General features: G+C 54.4%; 14 protein-coding genes and 1 pseudogene. 7 read left to right on the top strand and 8 right to left on the bottom strand.

What is annotated here, in order from left to right:
- Positions 1 to 381 precede the first annotated feature (381 nt).
- The 3 genes from AC07VY_RS26280 to AC07VY_RS26270 are packed head-to-tail and all read right to left on the bottom strand — an operon-like array spanning position 382 to position 4,621.
- Positions 382 to 1,929 carry a DHA2 family efflux MFS transporter permease subunit gene (locus AC07VY_RS26280; RefSeq protein WP_495100093.1) on the bottom strand — a complete coding sequence of 516 codons (1,548 nt, stop codon included), beginning with the start codon at positions 1,927 to 1,929 and terminating at the stop codon, positions 382 to 384.
- A gap of 10 nt (positions 1,930 to 1,939) precedes the next feature.
- The gene (locus AC07VY_RS26275) at positions 1,940 to 3,109 is read right to left on the bottom strand and encodes an HlyD family secretion protein (protein WP_495100092.1); all 1,170 of its coding nucleotides are present in this window, start codon (positions 3,107 to 3,109) and stop codon (positions 1,940 to 1,942) included.
- Between the two features lie 30 nt (positions 3,110 to 3,139).
- The gene (locus AC07VY_RS26270; RefSeq protein ID WP_495100091.1) at positions 3,140 to 4,621 is read right to left on the bottom strand and encodes an efflux transporter outer membrane subunit; all 1,482 of its coding nucleotides are present in this window, start codon (positions 4,619 to 4,621) and stop codon (positions 3,140 to 3,142) included.
- Between the two features lie 343 nt (positions 4,622 to 4,964).
- On the opposite strand from AC07VY_RS26270, the gene AC07VY_RS26265 reads away from it, so the two are divergent.
- Positions 4,965 to 5,792, top strand: coding sequence for a TetR/AcrR family transcriptional regulator (locus AC07VY_RS26265; RefSeq protein WP_495100090.1), 828 nt, complete (start codon positions 4,965 to 4,967; stop codon positions 5,790 to 5,792).
- Between the two features lie 177 nt (positions 5,793 to 5,969).
- On the opposite strand, the pseudogene AC07VY_RS26260 reads toward AC07VY_RS26265, so the two are convergent.
- The 3 genes and pseudogenes from AC07VY_RS26260 to AC07VY_RS26250 form a co-directional block, all read right to left on the bottom strand.
- Positions 5,970 to 6,179: pseudogene (locus AC07VY_RS26260) on the bottom strand (IS3 family transposase); the annotation flags it as partial.
- Between the two features lie 320 nt (positions 6,180 to 6,499).
- Positions 6,500 to 7,792 (bottom strand): type II toxin-antitoxin system HipA family toxin, encoded by a 1,293-nt coding sequence (locus AC07VY_RS26255; protein WP_495100089.1) that lies wholly within the window; start codon positions 7,790 to 7,792, stop codon positions 6,500 to 6,502.
- Complete coding sequence (locus AC07VY_RS26250; protein ID WP_495100088.1) at positions 7,789 to 8,229, bottom strand: XRE family transcriptional regulator; 441 nt, start codon at positions 8,227 to 8,229, stop codon at positions 7,789 to 7,791. Before AC07VY_RS26250 ends, AC07VY_RS26255 begins: the two co-directional genes overlap by 4 nt.
- A gap of 395 nt (positions 8,230 to 8,624) precedes the next feature.
- On the opposite strand from AC07VY_RS26250, the gene AC07VY_RS26245 reads away from it, so the two are divergent.
- Together AC07VY_RS26245 and AC07VY_RS26240 are read left to right on the top strand one after the other, a co-directional pair.
- The gene (locus AC07VY_RS26245) at positions 8,625 to 9,890 is read left to right on the top strand and encodes a peptidoglycan recognition protein family protein (RefSeq protein ID WP_495100094.1); all 1,266 of its coding nucleotides are present in this window, start codon (positions 8,625 to 8,627) and stop codon (positions 9,888 to 9,890) included.
- 309 nt (positions 9,891 to 10,199) lie between these two features.
- The gene (locus AC07VY_RS26240; RefSeq protein WP_495100087.1) at positions 10,200 to 11,645 is read left to right on the top strand and encodes a hypothetical protein; all 1,446 of its coding nucleotides are present in this window, start codon (positions 10,200 to 10,202) and stop codon (positions 11,643 to 11,645) included.
- A gap of 16 nt (positions 11,646 to 11,661) precedes the next feature.
- Here AC07VY_RS26240 and AC07VY_RS26235 read toward each other — a convergent pair whose 3' ends face one another.
- Positions 11,662 to 11,874, bottom strand: coding sequence for a hypothetical protein (locus AC07VY_RS26235; protein WP_495100086.1), 213 nt, complete (start codon positions 11,872 to 11,874; stop codon positions 11,662 to 11,664).
- Positions 11,875 to 12,033: 159 nt separating this feature from the next.
- A complete protein-coding gene (locus tag AC07VY_RS26230) occupies positions 12,034 to 12,345 on the bottom strand; it encodes a hypothetical protein (protein WP_495100085.1) in 312 nt (103 codons plus the stop codon).
- On the opposite strand from AC07VY_RS26230, the gene AC07VY_RS26225 reads away from it, so the two are divergent.
- From AC07VY_RS26225 to AC07VY_RS26210, 4 genes are all read left to right on the top strand, one after another.
- Positions 12,335 to 12,964 (top strand): YiiX/YebB-like N1pC/P60 family cysteine hydrolase, encoded by a 630-nt coding sequence (locus AC07VY_RS26225; protein ID WP_495100084.1) that lies wholly within the window; start codon positions 12,335 to 12,337, stop codon positions 12,962 to 12,964. The two genes, AC07VY_RS26230 and AC07VY_RS26225, sit on opposite strands and share 11 nt — an antisense overlap.
- A 1,232-nt stretch (positions 12,965 to 14,196) precedes the next feature.
- Positions 14,197 to 14,574, top strand: coding sequence for an SPM autocatalytic domain-containing protein (locus AC07VY_RS26220; protein WP_495100083.1), 378 nt, complete (start codon positions 14,197 to 14,199; stop codon positions 14,572 to 14,574).
- A 17-nt stretch (positions 14,575 to 14,591) separates the two neighbouring features.
- Positions 14,592 to 14,837: a hypothetical protein gene (locus AC07VY_RS26215; protein ID WP_495100082.1), complete on the top strand. Its 246-nt coding sequence runs from the start codon at positions 14,592 to 14,594 to the stop codon at positions 14,835 to 14,837.
- Between the two features lie 10 nt (positions 14,838 to 14,847).
- Positions 14,848 to 15,725 (top strand): SPM autocatalytic domain-containing protein (locus AC07VY_RS26210; protein WP_495100081.1); only part of this gene is annotated, 878 nt, incomplete at its 3' end.

Here is a 15,725-nt window from a genome sequence, read left to right as displayed (position 1 = left end):
CCCTACCTCCTCAAGAATGAGGAACGCAAACATGCAAATCACGCGCCAGCTCGGGACTTATTCAGCGTTGCCCTAAGTAGCGACGTTAGCGTGCCCCGAGATTGTGGCAATTTATCTCTACATGCCTAGATGCTCCCATTGCTCGGCCTTCATTGCTTGATGTCTCGGGCCGCTCATGGCGATGAAAACGAATTCGAGGCTAGACGTTTCTATGGCACTCGATGCGAAACAAGCTCTATCAATTGAGCATCACCTGATGATGAGGATGAACTTTGGCGGTAGCTGCAGTTCCATCCACCATCAAAAGAGAGGTGAGGTACAGGAAGAAATACAAGAATGCAGTTCCTGGTCAGTCGAGGGCTCTTTCGCACCGTACGACGGTTAATGTGCAGATGAAGCCCCATTGTTTGGGCGGTGGGCCTTTGGCGCTATCCAAATGGCGAGCGCCGAAAGTGAGAACGCACAGCCGGCCATCAGAAACACTTGATTGACGGCGATTGTCTGACTCTGTACCGACACCATTTGAGCTATCTGATGCAATCCTTGCTCAGCCGTGAAACCCGATACCGCAAATTGCGCACTCATATCACCGAAACGATCAACCATCCCCGCGACCTCCGCACGAGCGATGGTAGTGCGGTCTTCCCAAGCAGTGCTGACAAGGCTGGTCGCGAACGCACCGGAAACGGTACGACAGAAACTCAGCAAGCCTGCGGCCGATGCCGTCTCCGCGTCCTCAACGCTTGCAAGTGCCAGACGAGTCAGAGGCACAAAAAAGAACGGTAACCCCATCCCCATCGCCAACAAAGGCATCCCAACTTGCCAGAAGGTTACGTCAGGACTTTGGCTGCTGCGGAACAAGGTTACTGCACCCATCCAGACAATTCCAATGAACACAAGCTTACGCGGATCTACGCGGGCAGCAGACTTGGCGACTATCGGAGACATGAAGAACGCCAAGATGCCCGAGAGCGCAGTTACGCATCCAGCAGTTGTCGCGGTATAGCCCAACGTATTCTGGAGCCAAAGCGGTGTCAATACTGTGACACTGAAGAACGCTCCAAAGGCGAGACTGATGGTTATCACGCTTGCAGCGAACCCTCGGTGCCGAAATACTCTTAGATCAACAACCGGGTTTTTCGTGTCAAGTTCCCAAATGACAAAAGCTATGAAGCCAACCAATGCTACGACGGCCAGTGTGATGATTTCTGCGGACGAAAACCAGTCCAACTCCTTGCCCTTGTCCAGCATGAACTGCAGTGAGCTAACCCAGACGATTAGCAGTGCCAGGCCAACTGCATCAATGCCCGAGTGCTGGGGCGCTGAGTCGTAGCGCCGAAGCATTCGCCAACCAGCTAGGCCGCAAAGTAGTGCGACAGGTACGTTGATAAAGAAGATGTACGGCCAACTCGCAACGTCGCAGATCACACCGCCGATGATTGGTCCTGCGATCGGTGCCAGCACCGTGGTCATGCTCCAGATGGCGATCGCTGCAGCCGCTTTTTCCTTCGGGAAGATCCGCAGGAGCAAAGTTTGGGCAAGTGGCATCAGCGGTCCGCCGGCTAGGCCTTGAAGGCAGCGAAAGAACACGAGCATTCCCAGGCTGCTTGCAAGCCCGCACAGCGAGGAGAAGACGCCGAATAACAGCATTGAAGTGATGAAAACTCGTACAGACCCGAACCTGCGAGCAAGCCAACCGGTCAGCGGCACGGTCACTGCTTCGGCCACGGCATACGATGTGATCACGTAAGTTCCCTGGCTGGTCGTTGCGCCAAGATTACCCGCTATTGTGGGCACCGAAACGTTCGCAATCGTCATGTCTAGCACGGCGATAAAATTGGCCGCAGCCAGCAGTAGGCCTGCAACCACTAACTGGCTTCCCTGCAATGGCGCATAGTCGTGTGCTATGGGTAGTGATTGGGCACTCATCGCAAGTACCTCACAACGTGGATGAAGAGCTGCTTGCGGCCGTCTTCTCAGTGGGTTGGCTGTTCGTGTCGATGGTTACCTCCATCGAGAGTCCAACTTGCAATGGGCGTTCGCCGAGTTCCTTGGGGTCAATGGAAATGCGCACAGGTACGCGCTGCACGACCTTGATCCAATTCCCTGTAGCGTTTTGCGCTGGAATGGCTGCGAATGCCGAGCCGCTCCCACCGGACAATCCAGCGACCACACCGTGGTAGACAACCGTGTTGCCGTAGAGATCGGCCTTCAGTTCCACTGACTGTCCTGGACGCACTTTGATAAGCTGACCTTCTTTAAAGTTGGCATCCACATGAACGTTTTGAGTCGGCACGATACTCATCACAGCAGTGCCGGCTTGCACACGTTGGCCCGCCTGAACCTGGCGGCGCACTACCACACCGTCGATTGGTGAACGTAGCACGGTTCGCTCGGCGTCTACTTTGGCTTGGTCGCGGTGCGCACGAGCCAGTACAACTTCAGGATTGTCTTCAAGCCCGGCTTCGGCGATCAAGGCTGCATTTGCTGCCTGTGCACTGAGTGTTGCAACGTGATTTGCGCGTGCTTGCTCCGCCGCTGCTTGCGCCTGCGCCGTGCGCGCCTGGGCAGTGTTGAATGCCGCTTGAGCATTCGACAGTTCCTCGCCTGAAACGGAGCCACTTTGAGCAAGCGCCTCCCGTCGTTTTAGATCAATCTTTGTACGTTGGAGCTCGGCTTGGGCGACTATCAACAGTGCTTCCGCCTGGCTCATTTCCGCCACGCGTGCTTGAACCTGTGCAGTGAATCCTGCATCATTGGCATGGTATGTGCGCACGCGACGTACAGCACGACTGAGTTCAGCCTCTGCTTGAGCCAAGGCAAGGCGAGTATCGACGTCCTCCATAACCACGAGTACGTCGCCCTTGCTCACTCGTTGCGTGTCGATCACGGATACGTTGGCTACGATAGCGGTGATTGCAGGTGTGATCGAGGCGACTTCGGCAGCGGTGTAGGCGTTGTCCGTAGAAACGTACCGTTGACCGAAGAAGCTGTAGTAGCCGGCACCAGCAACGACACCGACTACAACTACTCCAACAAGAGCAAACAGACGGGTCCGACGGCGATTGGTATTTGGGGCTGCAACGATGGTATCGGGAGTTTGAGACATGAGATTTCTGTGTTCGTTTGGGGGTTAGGGTCAGCGCTGATATCCACCGCCCAAGGCGCGGATCAACGATATGTCGAGAGATAGCATGTGCGCTTCAAGCGCGGTGAGATCGTGGACTCGGTTCAGGTAACCATCTTCTGCGCTAAGTACATCAAGAAACGTAGACAAGCCGCCGTCGTAGCGACGTTTTGTGATGCTCCACGCCTCTCGTGCTGAGTCGGTGGCATTGCGTGCCTGCTCCAGGCGACCGTCAATCGCCCCCTCACTGGACGCTACATCTGCAATGTCTTGCAGCGCCTTGGCCAATGTGTCCTGGTACTGAGCAACGGCCTCGTCGTAAATTGCTCGATTCTGCTTGTATTGACCGCTGATCCGCCCCTGGTCGAAGATAGGCAGACCGATGGCCGGTCCAACGCTGCCGAATTGCGAGTCGCGGTGGCCAAGCATACTTAGGCCAAATGACTGTAAACCCAACATCGCACTGATATTCACGTTCGGATAGAAGGCTGCATGAGCCACATCGATTCGGTGGCTAGCAGCTTCAGCACGTAGTCTGGCGCTAACAACATCCGGTCTTCTGCCTAGTAAATCAAGCTCCAGCTTCGGCGGCAGGCCTCGAACTCTTCCGAAATCGATCCGGGGGCGCTGCAACGCGAGGCCTCGATCTGGGCCTGCACCGAGCAACGCGGCGATCAAATGGCGCTGGAGCATAACCGACTCATTCAGAGCAAGCCGCGCTCCTTCAGCTTGGGCTAGTCGAGATTGCGCCTGCTGGACCGCCGCAGCATTTTCGAGTCCATTTAGCTGTCGACCTTCCATCAGGACAAGCGTCTTACGCCGTACATCCACAGTTGCATTTGCAGTATCAGTTTGCGCAAATAGTCGGGAAAAATCTGCATAGGCATGAACCAGTTGCGAACTGAGCACCAGTCGGGCTTGTGCCGCTTCTGCTTGTGCCGCCTGCCATTCGGAACTGGCCATTGCAAGTTCCGCCCGCAGACCTCCCCACAAGTCGACTTGATAGCGCAACTCAATTGCTGCCCGTCCGTAGTCGTTCCACCCCTTGGGTAGGAAGGCGGCTGGCGTGCCGTTGTTATAGCTTTGGCGTTGGAGGGTTGTCGAGGCGCTGAGGTCGGCCTTAGGACGTAACTCTGCGCCTTGCTTTTCAACCAACGCAGCCGATTTTTCCAGTCGTGCTAGTGCAACTTTTAAGGACGGTGCATCACGCAGGCCTTCGGCCATTAGGGCGTCAAGTTGTGGGTCGTTGTAGCGATACCACCATGCATCAGTTGGCCATTCGCCGACTATATTTCCTTGTTGCAGGGAGGTTGAAGACGCCAGGGCCTGCGTATCTTGAATTTTCTGACGCGGTCCGAGATTGGGGACCTGTGCGCACCCCGAAAACAGCACGATGACTGCTGAGATGGATGTCGCCCCAGCGCGGGAGAGGAGGGCACAGAAGCGAAGCGCCCGAGGAAGTGGATGCATAGAACTATCCTGGTGATCAAACATAAAACCGACTTTTGGTCGGTATTTATTTTAGCCCTAACTGAAAATACACCAGCAAACGCATGGGGTCTTTTCGTGTCGACCGCAGATGTTTGATCACTCAAATTCGCATACTCATGACTACTGGTAAGCAACCACCTCACCGCCAACTAAGCAATCGCAAACCAGCGTGACAAGCACTATTGGCTCTATGTGCACTTCTGATATTCATGAACGATTGGGGACACCGACCAAGCCGGTGCGGTTTCCGTCGACTTGACAACACTAACGTCCACCACTGACAACGTTGAGGACAGCCTCATAAATTTAGACCCGTTTCACAACTACGAGACTTGGCAGATCCTTCATGAAACTTGGGCAATCGCGGTACATCGAACCGATGTTCAACCGGTGTCCGAACAGATTGATTCAATCAGAGCCGAGCGGTATGCCGCACATCTGGAGTCGTACTCTTGCTGTTGGCACTGGCTACACGGGCCTAAACAACTACACTTGGGACTCGAGCTTGCCAAATGGAGAGGAATTAGTGATTTCAAAGGTGCCGCCAAAAGTGACGGGCGCCGACCGCAATGAAGCGGCATCGGCGATAAGAGCCCGTAAGCCGCAGCAACGCGGTCAACTGAGGTTTCGCAAGTTGTTGGATTCCGCTGCTGTTCTATTCGTCGAGCAGGGCGTTGATGCTACGACGATAGACGAGATCGTCGCCCACGCGGGCATTGCTAAGGGTACTTTTTATCATCACTTTGAGAGCAAGACGTCGCTTCTGGCTGCTCTGCGTGAAGACTTCATTACTCGCTATGCAGAGCGAGTGAGTGATGCTGCCGCAGCATCTCAAAAAAAGAATTATTTGCGCCGCCTTAGCATATGGGTTCAGGCAGCCGTTGACAACTATATAGCGATGGGTAGCCTTTACGACATAGCTTTTGGCGGCGGCATGGAGTCTGCTCGATGGACTGCTACGGATGCCTCTTTTATGAAAGACTTTGCGGAAATGCTGGCAGAAGGCAACAACGCAGGCGCCTGGTCTGTTGTCAACCCAGCTCTGACCGCAACATTGCTATTCCGTGGGCTAATAGGCGTGATTGACGATATCAAGCTACGGGGGGGCAATATGAAATCCGTTAGAGCGGAGATCAACCAATTGGCCGCTCGCCTGGTCGCCCCCATCGGATAGATGCTCAAGTTTTGGATAGCTATATCAAGCAACTAGAACTTTGACGCGGCGTTAAACGTGCTCAATGGAAATCGGACGACACCATTGATGTGCGCTGGTTCGACGGGCAAGACGAAAGGTAGTAAAGCTGGGCTGCTACTTCTCCATCTGGAGGTACGGCGGAATGCTTGGACTGGTTTATGTCGTAAGTCCGAGGTTCGCTCGATATTCGAGGGGACTGAGTGAGCCAAGGGAGATCTTGATACGCTTTTCGTTATACCAGTAGATGTAGGCGTCAACGATCTGAATGAACTGCTCAATGGTTGTCGCCTGCCAGTCCCAAGGGTGGAACAGCTCCGTCGTCAGCCGCCCGAAGCCCCCCCCACAGACCGCATTGTCCGGCCAACAGCTCCGTGCAGCAGCACCTCGATGCAATCACTCTTACTCCTAGCCGCCCAACTCGATAACCTGCTGGTCACCGGTCCGACGCACACCTGTGTGTCCGTCGTCTTGGCTGAAGCCCCATCGGGGGTGCGGACGAAAATTTGGATACCTGAAAGTAGTTCATGTACTCCTACGAAGACCGAATCCGAGCAGTTGAGCGCTACATCAAGCTCGGTAAACGCACCAGTCCGACCATTCGTCAGTTAGGTTAGCACGTCGCGGGTGAGCGAACCGTCGATCTTATTGCTTGAAACGCATTTTTACTCGACGCCCAAAAAAGTCAGTTATTTGACAAAAGGACTCCGACGCCGAGGTCGCGCAGGGGTAGCATAGTCAGCGGGGTTGAAGCTCTGCCTTTGGCCAAGCAACTGGTCGCCGTCTATGCGTTCTGCCAGGCTATCAAGATCGGCGTCCAAGACGCCACATTCGGCGAAGTGCTTGCGCCACCCGCCTACCACCTGAATGACGCGTACGACTTCGGCGGCGGCCTGCGCCGGTGTATAACCAAAAAGCTCGCACTGCGACATGGCGTTGGAGAGGGTTGAATCACGCAGGTCAATTCCGACAATGAACTCCTGGTACCCCTGGCCTGAATTCGTGGTCAGCACGTCGTAGGCAGGGCTCAGCCGATACCTTCCCTGCCTGGTCGGCGCGACCACCATCAGCGCGTGGTTCTTCTCGTGGTCATCGGTGTTGTCGATAAGAATGTTGAACACCATGCGACGAAACAGCTCCTGCATGTCGAGCAGGTTGAGGCTCCCTTCGGCTACGCCCGCACGCCGCAGCAGCTGGGCCAGACCCGGGTAGCCCAGCTCCGGCTCTTGCCCCGCAACGGTCTCGGCGCGCAATGCGGTACCAGCCGAGATGCAATGGATGCGCATAACGCCGTTACGGTCGTAACGGCGCACCGCCAACGCATGCTCACCGATGAGCGATACAACTTTTGTCTCGGCGACTGTGATACCGGCCAACTTGGCAAGTGTCATCGACGCGTGCTCAATAAGCGGAACGTCGATAGGTTCATTGTTGAAAAACTTGATGACCCACTGCTCACCGGCGATTTCGATGAGTGCTTTGGGTTTTGTTCCCCCGAAACTGCCACCAGCGGCCAGCATCTTTCGTTCGATGTCGTTGACCTGTTCCTTGGCGCTGACCTTTCGGACGATTTCACTGAGCTGTTGCGCCTGGGCTAGCCGCGGCAACGGGCTCCTGGGGCGCGGGACGTATGCGTCAGCCGAGGTCGACACTCCAAGTGCACCAAAGCGGTCGTCGCCAGCATAAAACAGGTACTCCATGATGGACAAGCGCGCAGGCTTATCAAGGTATTGGATGACGCGCTCACCCCAGCGGTCAGGTCGGGCGTCATCCACGGCACCCACCGCCATGCCCTTCCATCGCGGCAGCTGTTCGATGTCCACGAGCAATAGATCTTCGCTGATTGGGAATCCACTGGCCAACCAATCAGCACCATACTGAAGGGAGACTCCCTTGCCAGCGTCGACCAACCGGAGCCTGCCCACGTAACGCGGTGCAGCCGGGTCGGAGAGGAACCACAGATACAGGTCGTTGTGTCTCATGCTCCCTGCTTCCTCTGCGCCATCTTCGGCTTATTGGATGCGCCCTTTGGGGCAGTTTCAGCTTCTTTGTTCTGCCGCATCAAGGCGTTTTTCATTTTTGCCTCTGCCGTTGCGCGGACCCTCGCTTTGCCAAGTGCTTCGGCCTGACGCACATCCAGTTCGAGCGCTCCCCGGTCTTCCTGTGGCGTTGCTAACGTCGCCAGCGCCGAGTCGCGGCCAACGAGCCATAGTGCGGTGGCAAGCACGCCCAGGCTCACGCTGGGTTCGCCGGCCTCCAGGCGCAGCAGCGTAGGAACGCTTATTCCAATGCGTTTCGCCCACGTCTTGAGCGACTCCTTGCGGCGAAGCCTCGCCACAGCCAGGTCGGCCCCGAGCTGCGCCAGCGCCGCAACCGTTGATGGCGGCATCTGGGTCAGGGCAGAGGATGCTTTTGTCATAACATATAGTTTATCGTTTATAGCTAGTTCAGTAAACCATATGTTATCCATGTGGTTCGTGTCGCTTGATGCTTCACAGGAGCCGCTTAGTGGCCGTCCCGAGGCGAATCTTGGATGGTCTTGAAGCTAACCAACGGAGCCTCGGCGGACCGCATGGCGTGACCCGCTCCGAAAGCAATAGCCGATCAACACACCTTCTGCTGTGTCAGTAGGTCCACCGGATTCCCATCGTGAACGAACTGCATACTCTGCCGCCGTAATCCTCCTTAGTTTTGATGAAACTAGTTTCCAGTGCTTGAAATCTCGCGTTGACGTTGGCTGACGAAGTCACGACAGTGACGTCGAGGGTGCGGCTCGCCTCCGGTGTCGCAACGGTGTACCAACGAGGGGAAGTCATGGCGAGATGTCCGTTTGCAAAGTGGAGCCCAATCACAAACCCAGCGGGCTGCGGTCGTTACCTGGGGGGCCCGTTCAAGATCGTTCACCACACCACGGAAGGTAATGACGCTGCAGGCGCCATGTCGACGTTCCGCAAGAATGGAGACGACCCGCATTTCACCGTGGATGCCACGACGGTTTACCAACACGTCGACACCGACTTCGGATCGATGGCACTACGCAATGCGAAGGGTGGCGTTGAAACTAATCGAGACTCTGCTATCCAAATAGAGCTAGTCGGGTTTGCGGGTAAGCCCAAAGATGCGCGATCACTCGCACTCGTCGCCCGGCTTTGTCGCTGGATCGAGGCCACGCATGGGGTTCCAAGGGTGTGGCCTGGTGGAGCACCACGGCCAGCGATTGGTGGGCAGGATCCTGGCGGCCACGTAAGGGATGCGACGCTGTGGGACACAACGGGCGGACACTATGGACACAGCCAGGTTCCAGAGAACACGCACTGGGATCCGGCGTATACGACCGCAGAGGCATCGTATGTGCTTGCCGCTGATTTCAATGAAGCAGGACTAGGTACCACGGTCAATCTGCCCTCCATGGTCGACGCGACGACCGATGCGCCGCCGACGCTAACGGGGCACTTGATAGGAACCATCGCTGCCGATGGTTTCGTCGCATCCATCATGGAAGATCCCGACGGAAGAGTCCATTTCGTGGCTGACGCCGATATTGACGCCGATGGCGCAAATGGTCAGAACGCTAAGCCTTGGGCCTACCGGGTCGATGACACAGGTAGCGAATCACTAGCAAATGGAGGCCTGACCATTGTTGGTAACAAAGTGATGTGCAAATTTGGGTGGGCTCGTAGTGTGGTTCTTCTAGATGTCGACAACCAGCCCAAGATCTTCCCCGGCGGAAACATCGCATCGGTTACTTGGTACCGAGACCGTAGCAAGGCGACCTCCGATCCGACGGCCTATGTAGACGCCGAAACTGTCTCCTACATTGTGGTGCCGCCCATCATCGTGCAGCGCACCAAGGGGATCGTGCGCGGCTGCCGCGCAAGGGTGACCTACCGTGGCAAGTCCGTGGACTGCGTGGTCGCTGATCTAGGGCCCACAAACAAGATAGGGGAGATTAGCATTGCGGCGGCGCGGGCGCTTGGAATTACAGCCAGTCCCAGGTCTGGTGGTGTGGCCGGAGCTTTCGTGCAATACGAGCTCTGGCCAGGCCAGAGTGCCCCAGGATTCGAGCTACAAGCGGCATGAAAACTTCGAACACGCCGCGAAGCCGATGCGGTTGAACCATCGCCAGCGAGGTCAGTCGACAAGGTGGCGTTGAGGCGTTTCCAAAGTTTTTAATTTTTGCATTCCGGCAAGCTCTGTCCCGCCACGCGGCAGCTCAGTCATATCGATCGGTATGCCCACTTGGTCGGCCTCTTTTGCGCCCTAACGGCCACGGGATTTGGAAGTTGGGACTGGGCCCGGAGCCCACTCAATGCGACAAAAGCAACAGTGGGTGTAAGTGAGCTGTGCTTACAGGATGTCTACAGATCATCTGGTGATGAGGGGAATCCAATGAAAATAGTGCTGAGCAGACTTCTGCTGTCAACCTTGTTGTTGATACTCGCCGGTTGTGCAAGCGTACCGGAGCACTCTTTGCTGGCTCAAGCCCAATACGATCCGGATTGTGACAATCCCGCCACGTTCGATACGGCGAAGGAAATGGCAACCTCCCGCGTTTCGCTCAATCCGCCCTATACGCTCCACTATCTAGAATTCGATGACCAAGGATGGGAGTATCCGGATACGAGCTACCGCGGCGCGGATAAGGATACCCCGTCTTCGCCCATGGACTATGCGATCAAGAACCTCGCCAAGAGTGTCGAGACACACAACGTTGCGACGTTTGTTTACGTGCACGGGTGGCACCATTCCGCAAAGGAATGTGATCGGGACGTGAAACGGTTCAAGGAACTGCTGAAGGAGCAGGCCGAATTTGAAGAGCAAAAACCTGAAGAAGGGGACCGACGTGAAGTCATCGGTTTTTATATCGGCTGGAATGGTGACAGCATCGATATTCCGATTCTCAAAGATGCGACCTTCTGGGGAAGGAAGAATGCTGCCCTTCACGTATCGGAGGGCAGCGTACGCGAGTTTTTCGCACGCATAAAAGCATTGCGCGGACACTGGAATCGACAAGGCAGTGCCGAATGTGTCAAGGATTGTGGTGCAATAAGTTCTGAAAAATCCGCGACTGACTGTCCGATCACGACGGTGATGATCGGTCACAGCTTTGGCGCATGGATCTTATATGCATCGACCGCGCCTTATTTAATCGAAACGCTTTCCGAGACGGTAGACATCCCCAAGAACAAGCAACACCCCGTCAGCGTTCGCGAGCACGGCGTTGCTGATTTGGTGATTCTCTTGAATCCGGCATTTGAGGCCAGCCGGTACGAGCCGCTGCACAGGATTGCTCGCCAATATAAGCGAGATTTCTACTCTCCTCCGCTTCTAGTCTCCATCACTTCGCAGGCAGACCTCGCCACGAAGAATGCATTCCCAATAGCAAGATTTTTCAATACCATATTCCAATATCCGTCGACGAGCGATGAGGAGGCCGTGGCGATGAAGCGCACGCATGGTCACATTGATGACTACCTTACGCACGACCTGACATTGGATGCAAATACCAAATCCAGTACAGACCTCAAATGCGACAAAGACTCAGATCTGGTGCGCACATCCGAAAGACTGCGAAAAGATTTCTTTTCGTCTAGGATCGATGGCAGTGGACAGTTGACGCTGGATAAGGGTTGGACCCGCAAAATGTGCGATGGTCTAGTGCTAAAACAGCGCGAGGCCAGTGATCTCGGCCCCTACAACATCGTTTGGAACATACGAACGTATTCCGAGATCATCGCTGGGCACAACGACATCGTCGGGGATGAGCTGAAAGACTTCGTCAAAGAGCTCTATATGGATATCGCGCGCGCTCCGCGCGTACGAATCAAGCAATGAACAGCGCTTACCTGGGTTACCAAAGTGCAGAGTCACGCATGCCAATCAACCGCTTGTGCTCTTGGCGCTTCCGATATCCCAGTATGAAGCCCGTGATGACCAATGCGAAACCGCCGCATAGCAGGTCTTCCCAGGTGCTGAGATTTCTGCCAAACAGGATCGGCGCAAAAACCAGCGCCCCTGCGGCAGTAAGAACAGCGGTGACGGCCGTAAAAACGATGTTCAACATGGGTTCAGAATTCGATATTTCGATATTTCGATATTTCGATATTTCGATATTTCGATATTTCGATATTTCGATGCTGACGGTGCTCGCAATGGAAGCAGCTCAGGGCCGCAAAGTTTGAGACGATTGTGAATCTCAGCCGCTCTACAGGCTAAAGGATGCTCACGAAACGCGAACATCGAACCAAGCTTCGGGCAGATCTCCCAGCCCTTGCAAGCCGGCCGTCCGCGCCGAGCTGCAGGCCAGATGCCACTGGCTCGCCAGCCGACGAGCTTCGTCGGTGAGTTCTGACATATCGCCATCGTCCGACAAACGCTCTATGGCCTTGAGCGCATGTACCACATCTTCCGGTGGACCGATCCGCCGTTCCAGCACTTTGCAGTAGCGCACTTCTGCCGCCACGCGCTCCTTAGCGGGCAGATCGGGATAGTCGTTGAGTGAGACGGTATATAGGGTTTCAATCATGGTTTCCATATGGCTTCCTAGCATTGGCAGAGTTACATACACTGGTTATATATACAGTATATTTTGCTATCTAAGTGCTGAAACGGTCACGGGCGCGGACATTTCTCACGCCATGATCTGTGTAGCCAAGTCAAGCGTGATTGATTCGACTGGCGACGGTGTTCACGCACGCAACCTTGAGCGGATCATTCTTGAGCCAGGCTGCGAGGGTCATGTGCTTCGGGCGGTGAGGCCGCTGACCACTGACCAATTGCGCGCCATCATTTCTTTCGCCAGATCAGCGGTTGGTACTCGATACACGATAGCCGGTGCCGCCAAGAGCGTGTTGGCCGGTTTCGTTGCCGGCCGGAGGCAGTTCTGTTCGCGTTTGGTAGCACAGGCCTATCGTGACGCCGGCGTGAACTTGGTATCGGACGCCGACTTTTGCCACCCCGGTGAGCTCTTGAAGAGCGCAGCGCTTGTGGAAGTGCCTGATCTGCTTAGGAACCTCAGCCCAGAAGAAGAGGCCGACTGGCGCGAGGATGTGGACAAGCGTCGCAAAAAAGGGGCCAGTAGCCCCTTTTTTTGCAAGCTCTCGACGAATTGTATTTTCCCGTATAAAAATACCTCTATCGCTTATGGAATATGAAGTTTATGCTATAAATTTTATGACTGGAACAAATAAAGTCTGTCGGACTTACCTTCTGTAAGTCCTTGATTCCATTAGAGCGGCCTACCCATGCAAAGTCCGTCGGAACGGCATGCTTTAAGCGGCCTACTTCGGACATGGCGAATAAAGTCAGTCGAGCCACGCGTTTACATGCGAATGACGCACCATTTCGACAAACCCAAACTGTAATGACAGTGGTACCGCCCTTTTTTTCGTTGATGCTGTGACGGAAGCAACACAACTCGCGAACAACTGTCGTCAACGCAAGGCGCTTTTAACCAACGCATCGTTGCTCTGACTGAATCAGGCTCGTTCAAACAGAATCCTTCGGCTTTTCGTCGTGCGCTGCGTATTCCGATTAAAAAAGCCAGCAGTTCCGACTCAAACCGGCCAGTCATTCCGATCCGAGTCCAGCCAGTGAATCCGATTCAAACCTTGCCACTTATTCCGATTCAAAAACGCCACTGTGTTTTTAGATCTTGCTCAAAAGCTGGCCCTGAAACGCTGTGAACTTCTCAGCCATAGAGTTTTGACGCATACGGTAAATTTGGTTTCTGGGAATTTTTTAACTAGGCCCCTGCCAGGCCGCCGGAGGCTTCCCCCAGATCGTTGCATGTAACCATGCACGATCCGCCCCACAGGCATCGCTTAAATCTGCTTGGCGTCTAGCCTGACTTACTGTGCAGTCGGTCTTCGCCACGACCTTCGGCCAGGCAGCATGATCGTTGACGACACAAGGGCGACAGCCTCGCCCAGTTTCCTTACACACCGTCAGTCTCTGTGCCTGGGAATCCCAGTCTGCCCTATGCCGATACCGGCAGGCCATGCAGCACCAACGCGCACCGAGCTCCACAACACTGGCATACATCCCTCATTTCGAGGATGCAACAAAGAACCATTTACAATAAAATTTACAAAATGAAACACAAATTCACTTGTGTTCAGAAAACCAGGGTCAGGGAGTTGTTTTTGATTGTTGTTGCCAATGAGGCGCCTGTAAACCGTGGTGCGTATGGCGTTCCACGCTCGTTTCACTGTCCGTCTGCCCACGCCGTGGGCTCATTCGCCAAAGCGCCGGGCATATCGGTTTGCACCATCCAGATGGCTGCTCCTGTCCCTCAGCCTTATCCATCGATTTGGACTTCAAGGCAGGAAGCTATTCTCGTGGCCTACGACAAACCACTTATTCCGTGCCTTGGAAAACTAGACTTATGCGCACCCGGACAGTTCATCACCTGCACATCTGGCGCAACCTGAACCATGATGGCATCAGCCAGGTGGGAACGCTGCAGACTCTGGCGACAACCAGTGTGCAAAGCATCAAGTTGGCAACTACGGTCACCAGTACCAACTATGGCGATGCCCAATTGGTGCAAAGCGGCAGTTACACCTATGCCGATGGCAGCACCGGCCAGGCCAGTAGTTTTATCTTGGCGCAGAACAATTTTGTACGAGAGTTCACGCCTATCACTGTGAATGATGCGGCTGAAACAGTCACCAATATTGGCAGCAGCGGCTGGGTGCAAGGTCTGCAAGTAGTCATGAGCCTGCGTGACTCCAATTACAGGTCAAAGATTCCCCTTTCTTGATAACAAGCTAGAACACAATGAAACAAATATTCAATTCTTTATATCAAATTCATCCTTGGCTTCCGGCGATCTACATGGTGCTTTTTGCCATCGGGTTGCTTGGGCCAGCTATCTACTGTGCAATAAAGAAACTACCCTATTCAATAGGGGTAATTTGGCAGAATGCCAAGAAAAATGATCTATTTGCAAAAGTGGTAATTTCTGCTTATTTGACACTCGCATTCATAACAGTAATTTGCATAACTCTTCCTCTATTCAATTGAGATAAATACCATGTCCATTTTAGACGGAATCACCGTATATCTTGATATAAACGCAGCCGCAGTGGGTGGTATTGACAACGTCATTCAGACCATTAACGCAGGCTCAAAAGTCGAAACCGCTGCGGGTGTTACTCAAGTCATCGCAGCAGTATCTGGGCCCATACCAGGCTTGGGGTTAATAACAAACACTGTTGCCTTGACAATGGGTGCTGTCACGGCCGACCCAAATGGAGCCACGTTGGGCCAGACGATCAGTGCTGTAGGTAATGCCGTCGGAATAGTTGCAGGTGCATTTGCAATTGCTGGTGTTGCAGTGCCTGCTTTAACAGTAGTTGGTGTTGTCTTGACCGTTGGTGGAGCTGCGTACAACTTTTACGACATGTATAAGAAAAATGCGCCGTCCCCCGTCATTTCCCCAACCATTGGCACTACCCCCGACCCCCTAGTAAAAACCATCCGTTATACCGATCCACTAGTTTTGGATTTAGATGGTGATGGCCTGGAAATCACCCCTTTATCCAAAGGCGTTCTCTTCGACTCCAACGGCGACACTATTAAAACCGGCACTGCGTGGGTCGGAGCCGATGACGGCATGCTGGTGTGGGACCGCGATGGGAATGGCAGCATCGACTCGGGCAAAGAACTGTTTGGCGATGAAACGGTACTCGCCAACGGTCAAAAGGCGGCCAATGGCTTTGCTGCACTGAGCGAACTAGATACAGGCAGTGTGGTCAATGGTGTGACAGTGGGCGCTGGTGACGGTGTGTTTGACGCCAACGACGCACAGTATGCCAACCTGCGTGTCTGGCGCGACTTGAACCAGGACGGCATCAGCCAGGCTGGGGAAATGCAGACCTTGGCCGAGTCCGGTGTACAAAGCATCAAATT

The organism is Rhodoferax sp. GW821-FHT02C08 (assembly GCF_059421805.1).
The sequence above is the reverse complement of the archived record's forward strand: the minus strand, read 5'-3'. Positions and strand labels throughout refer to the sequence as shown.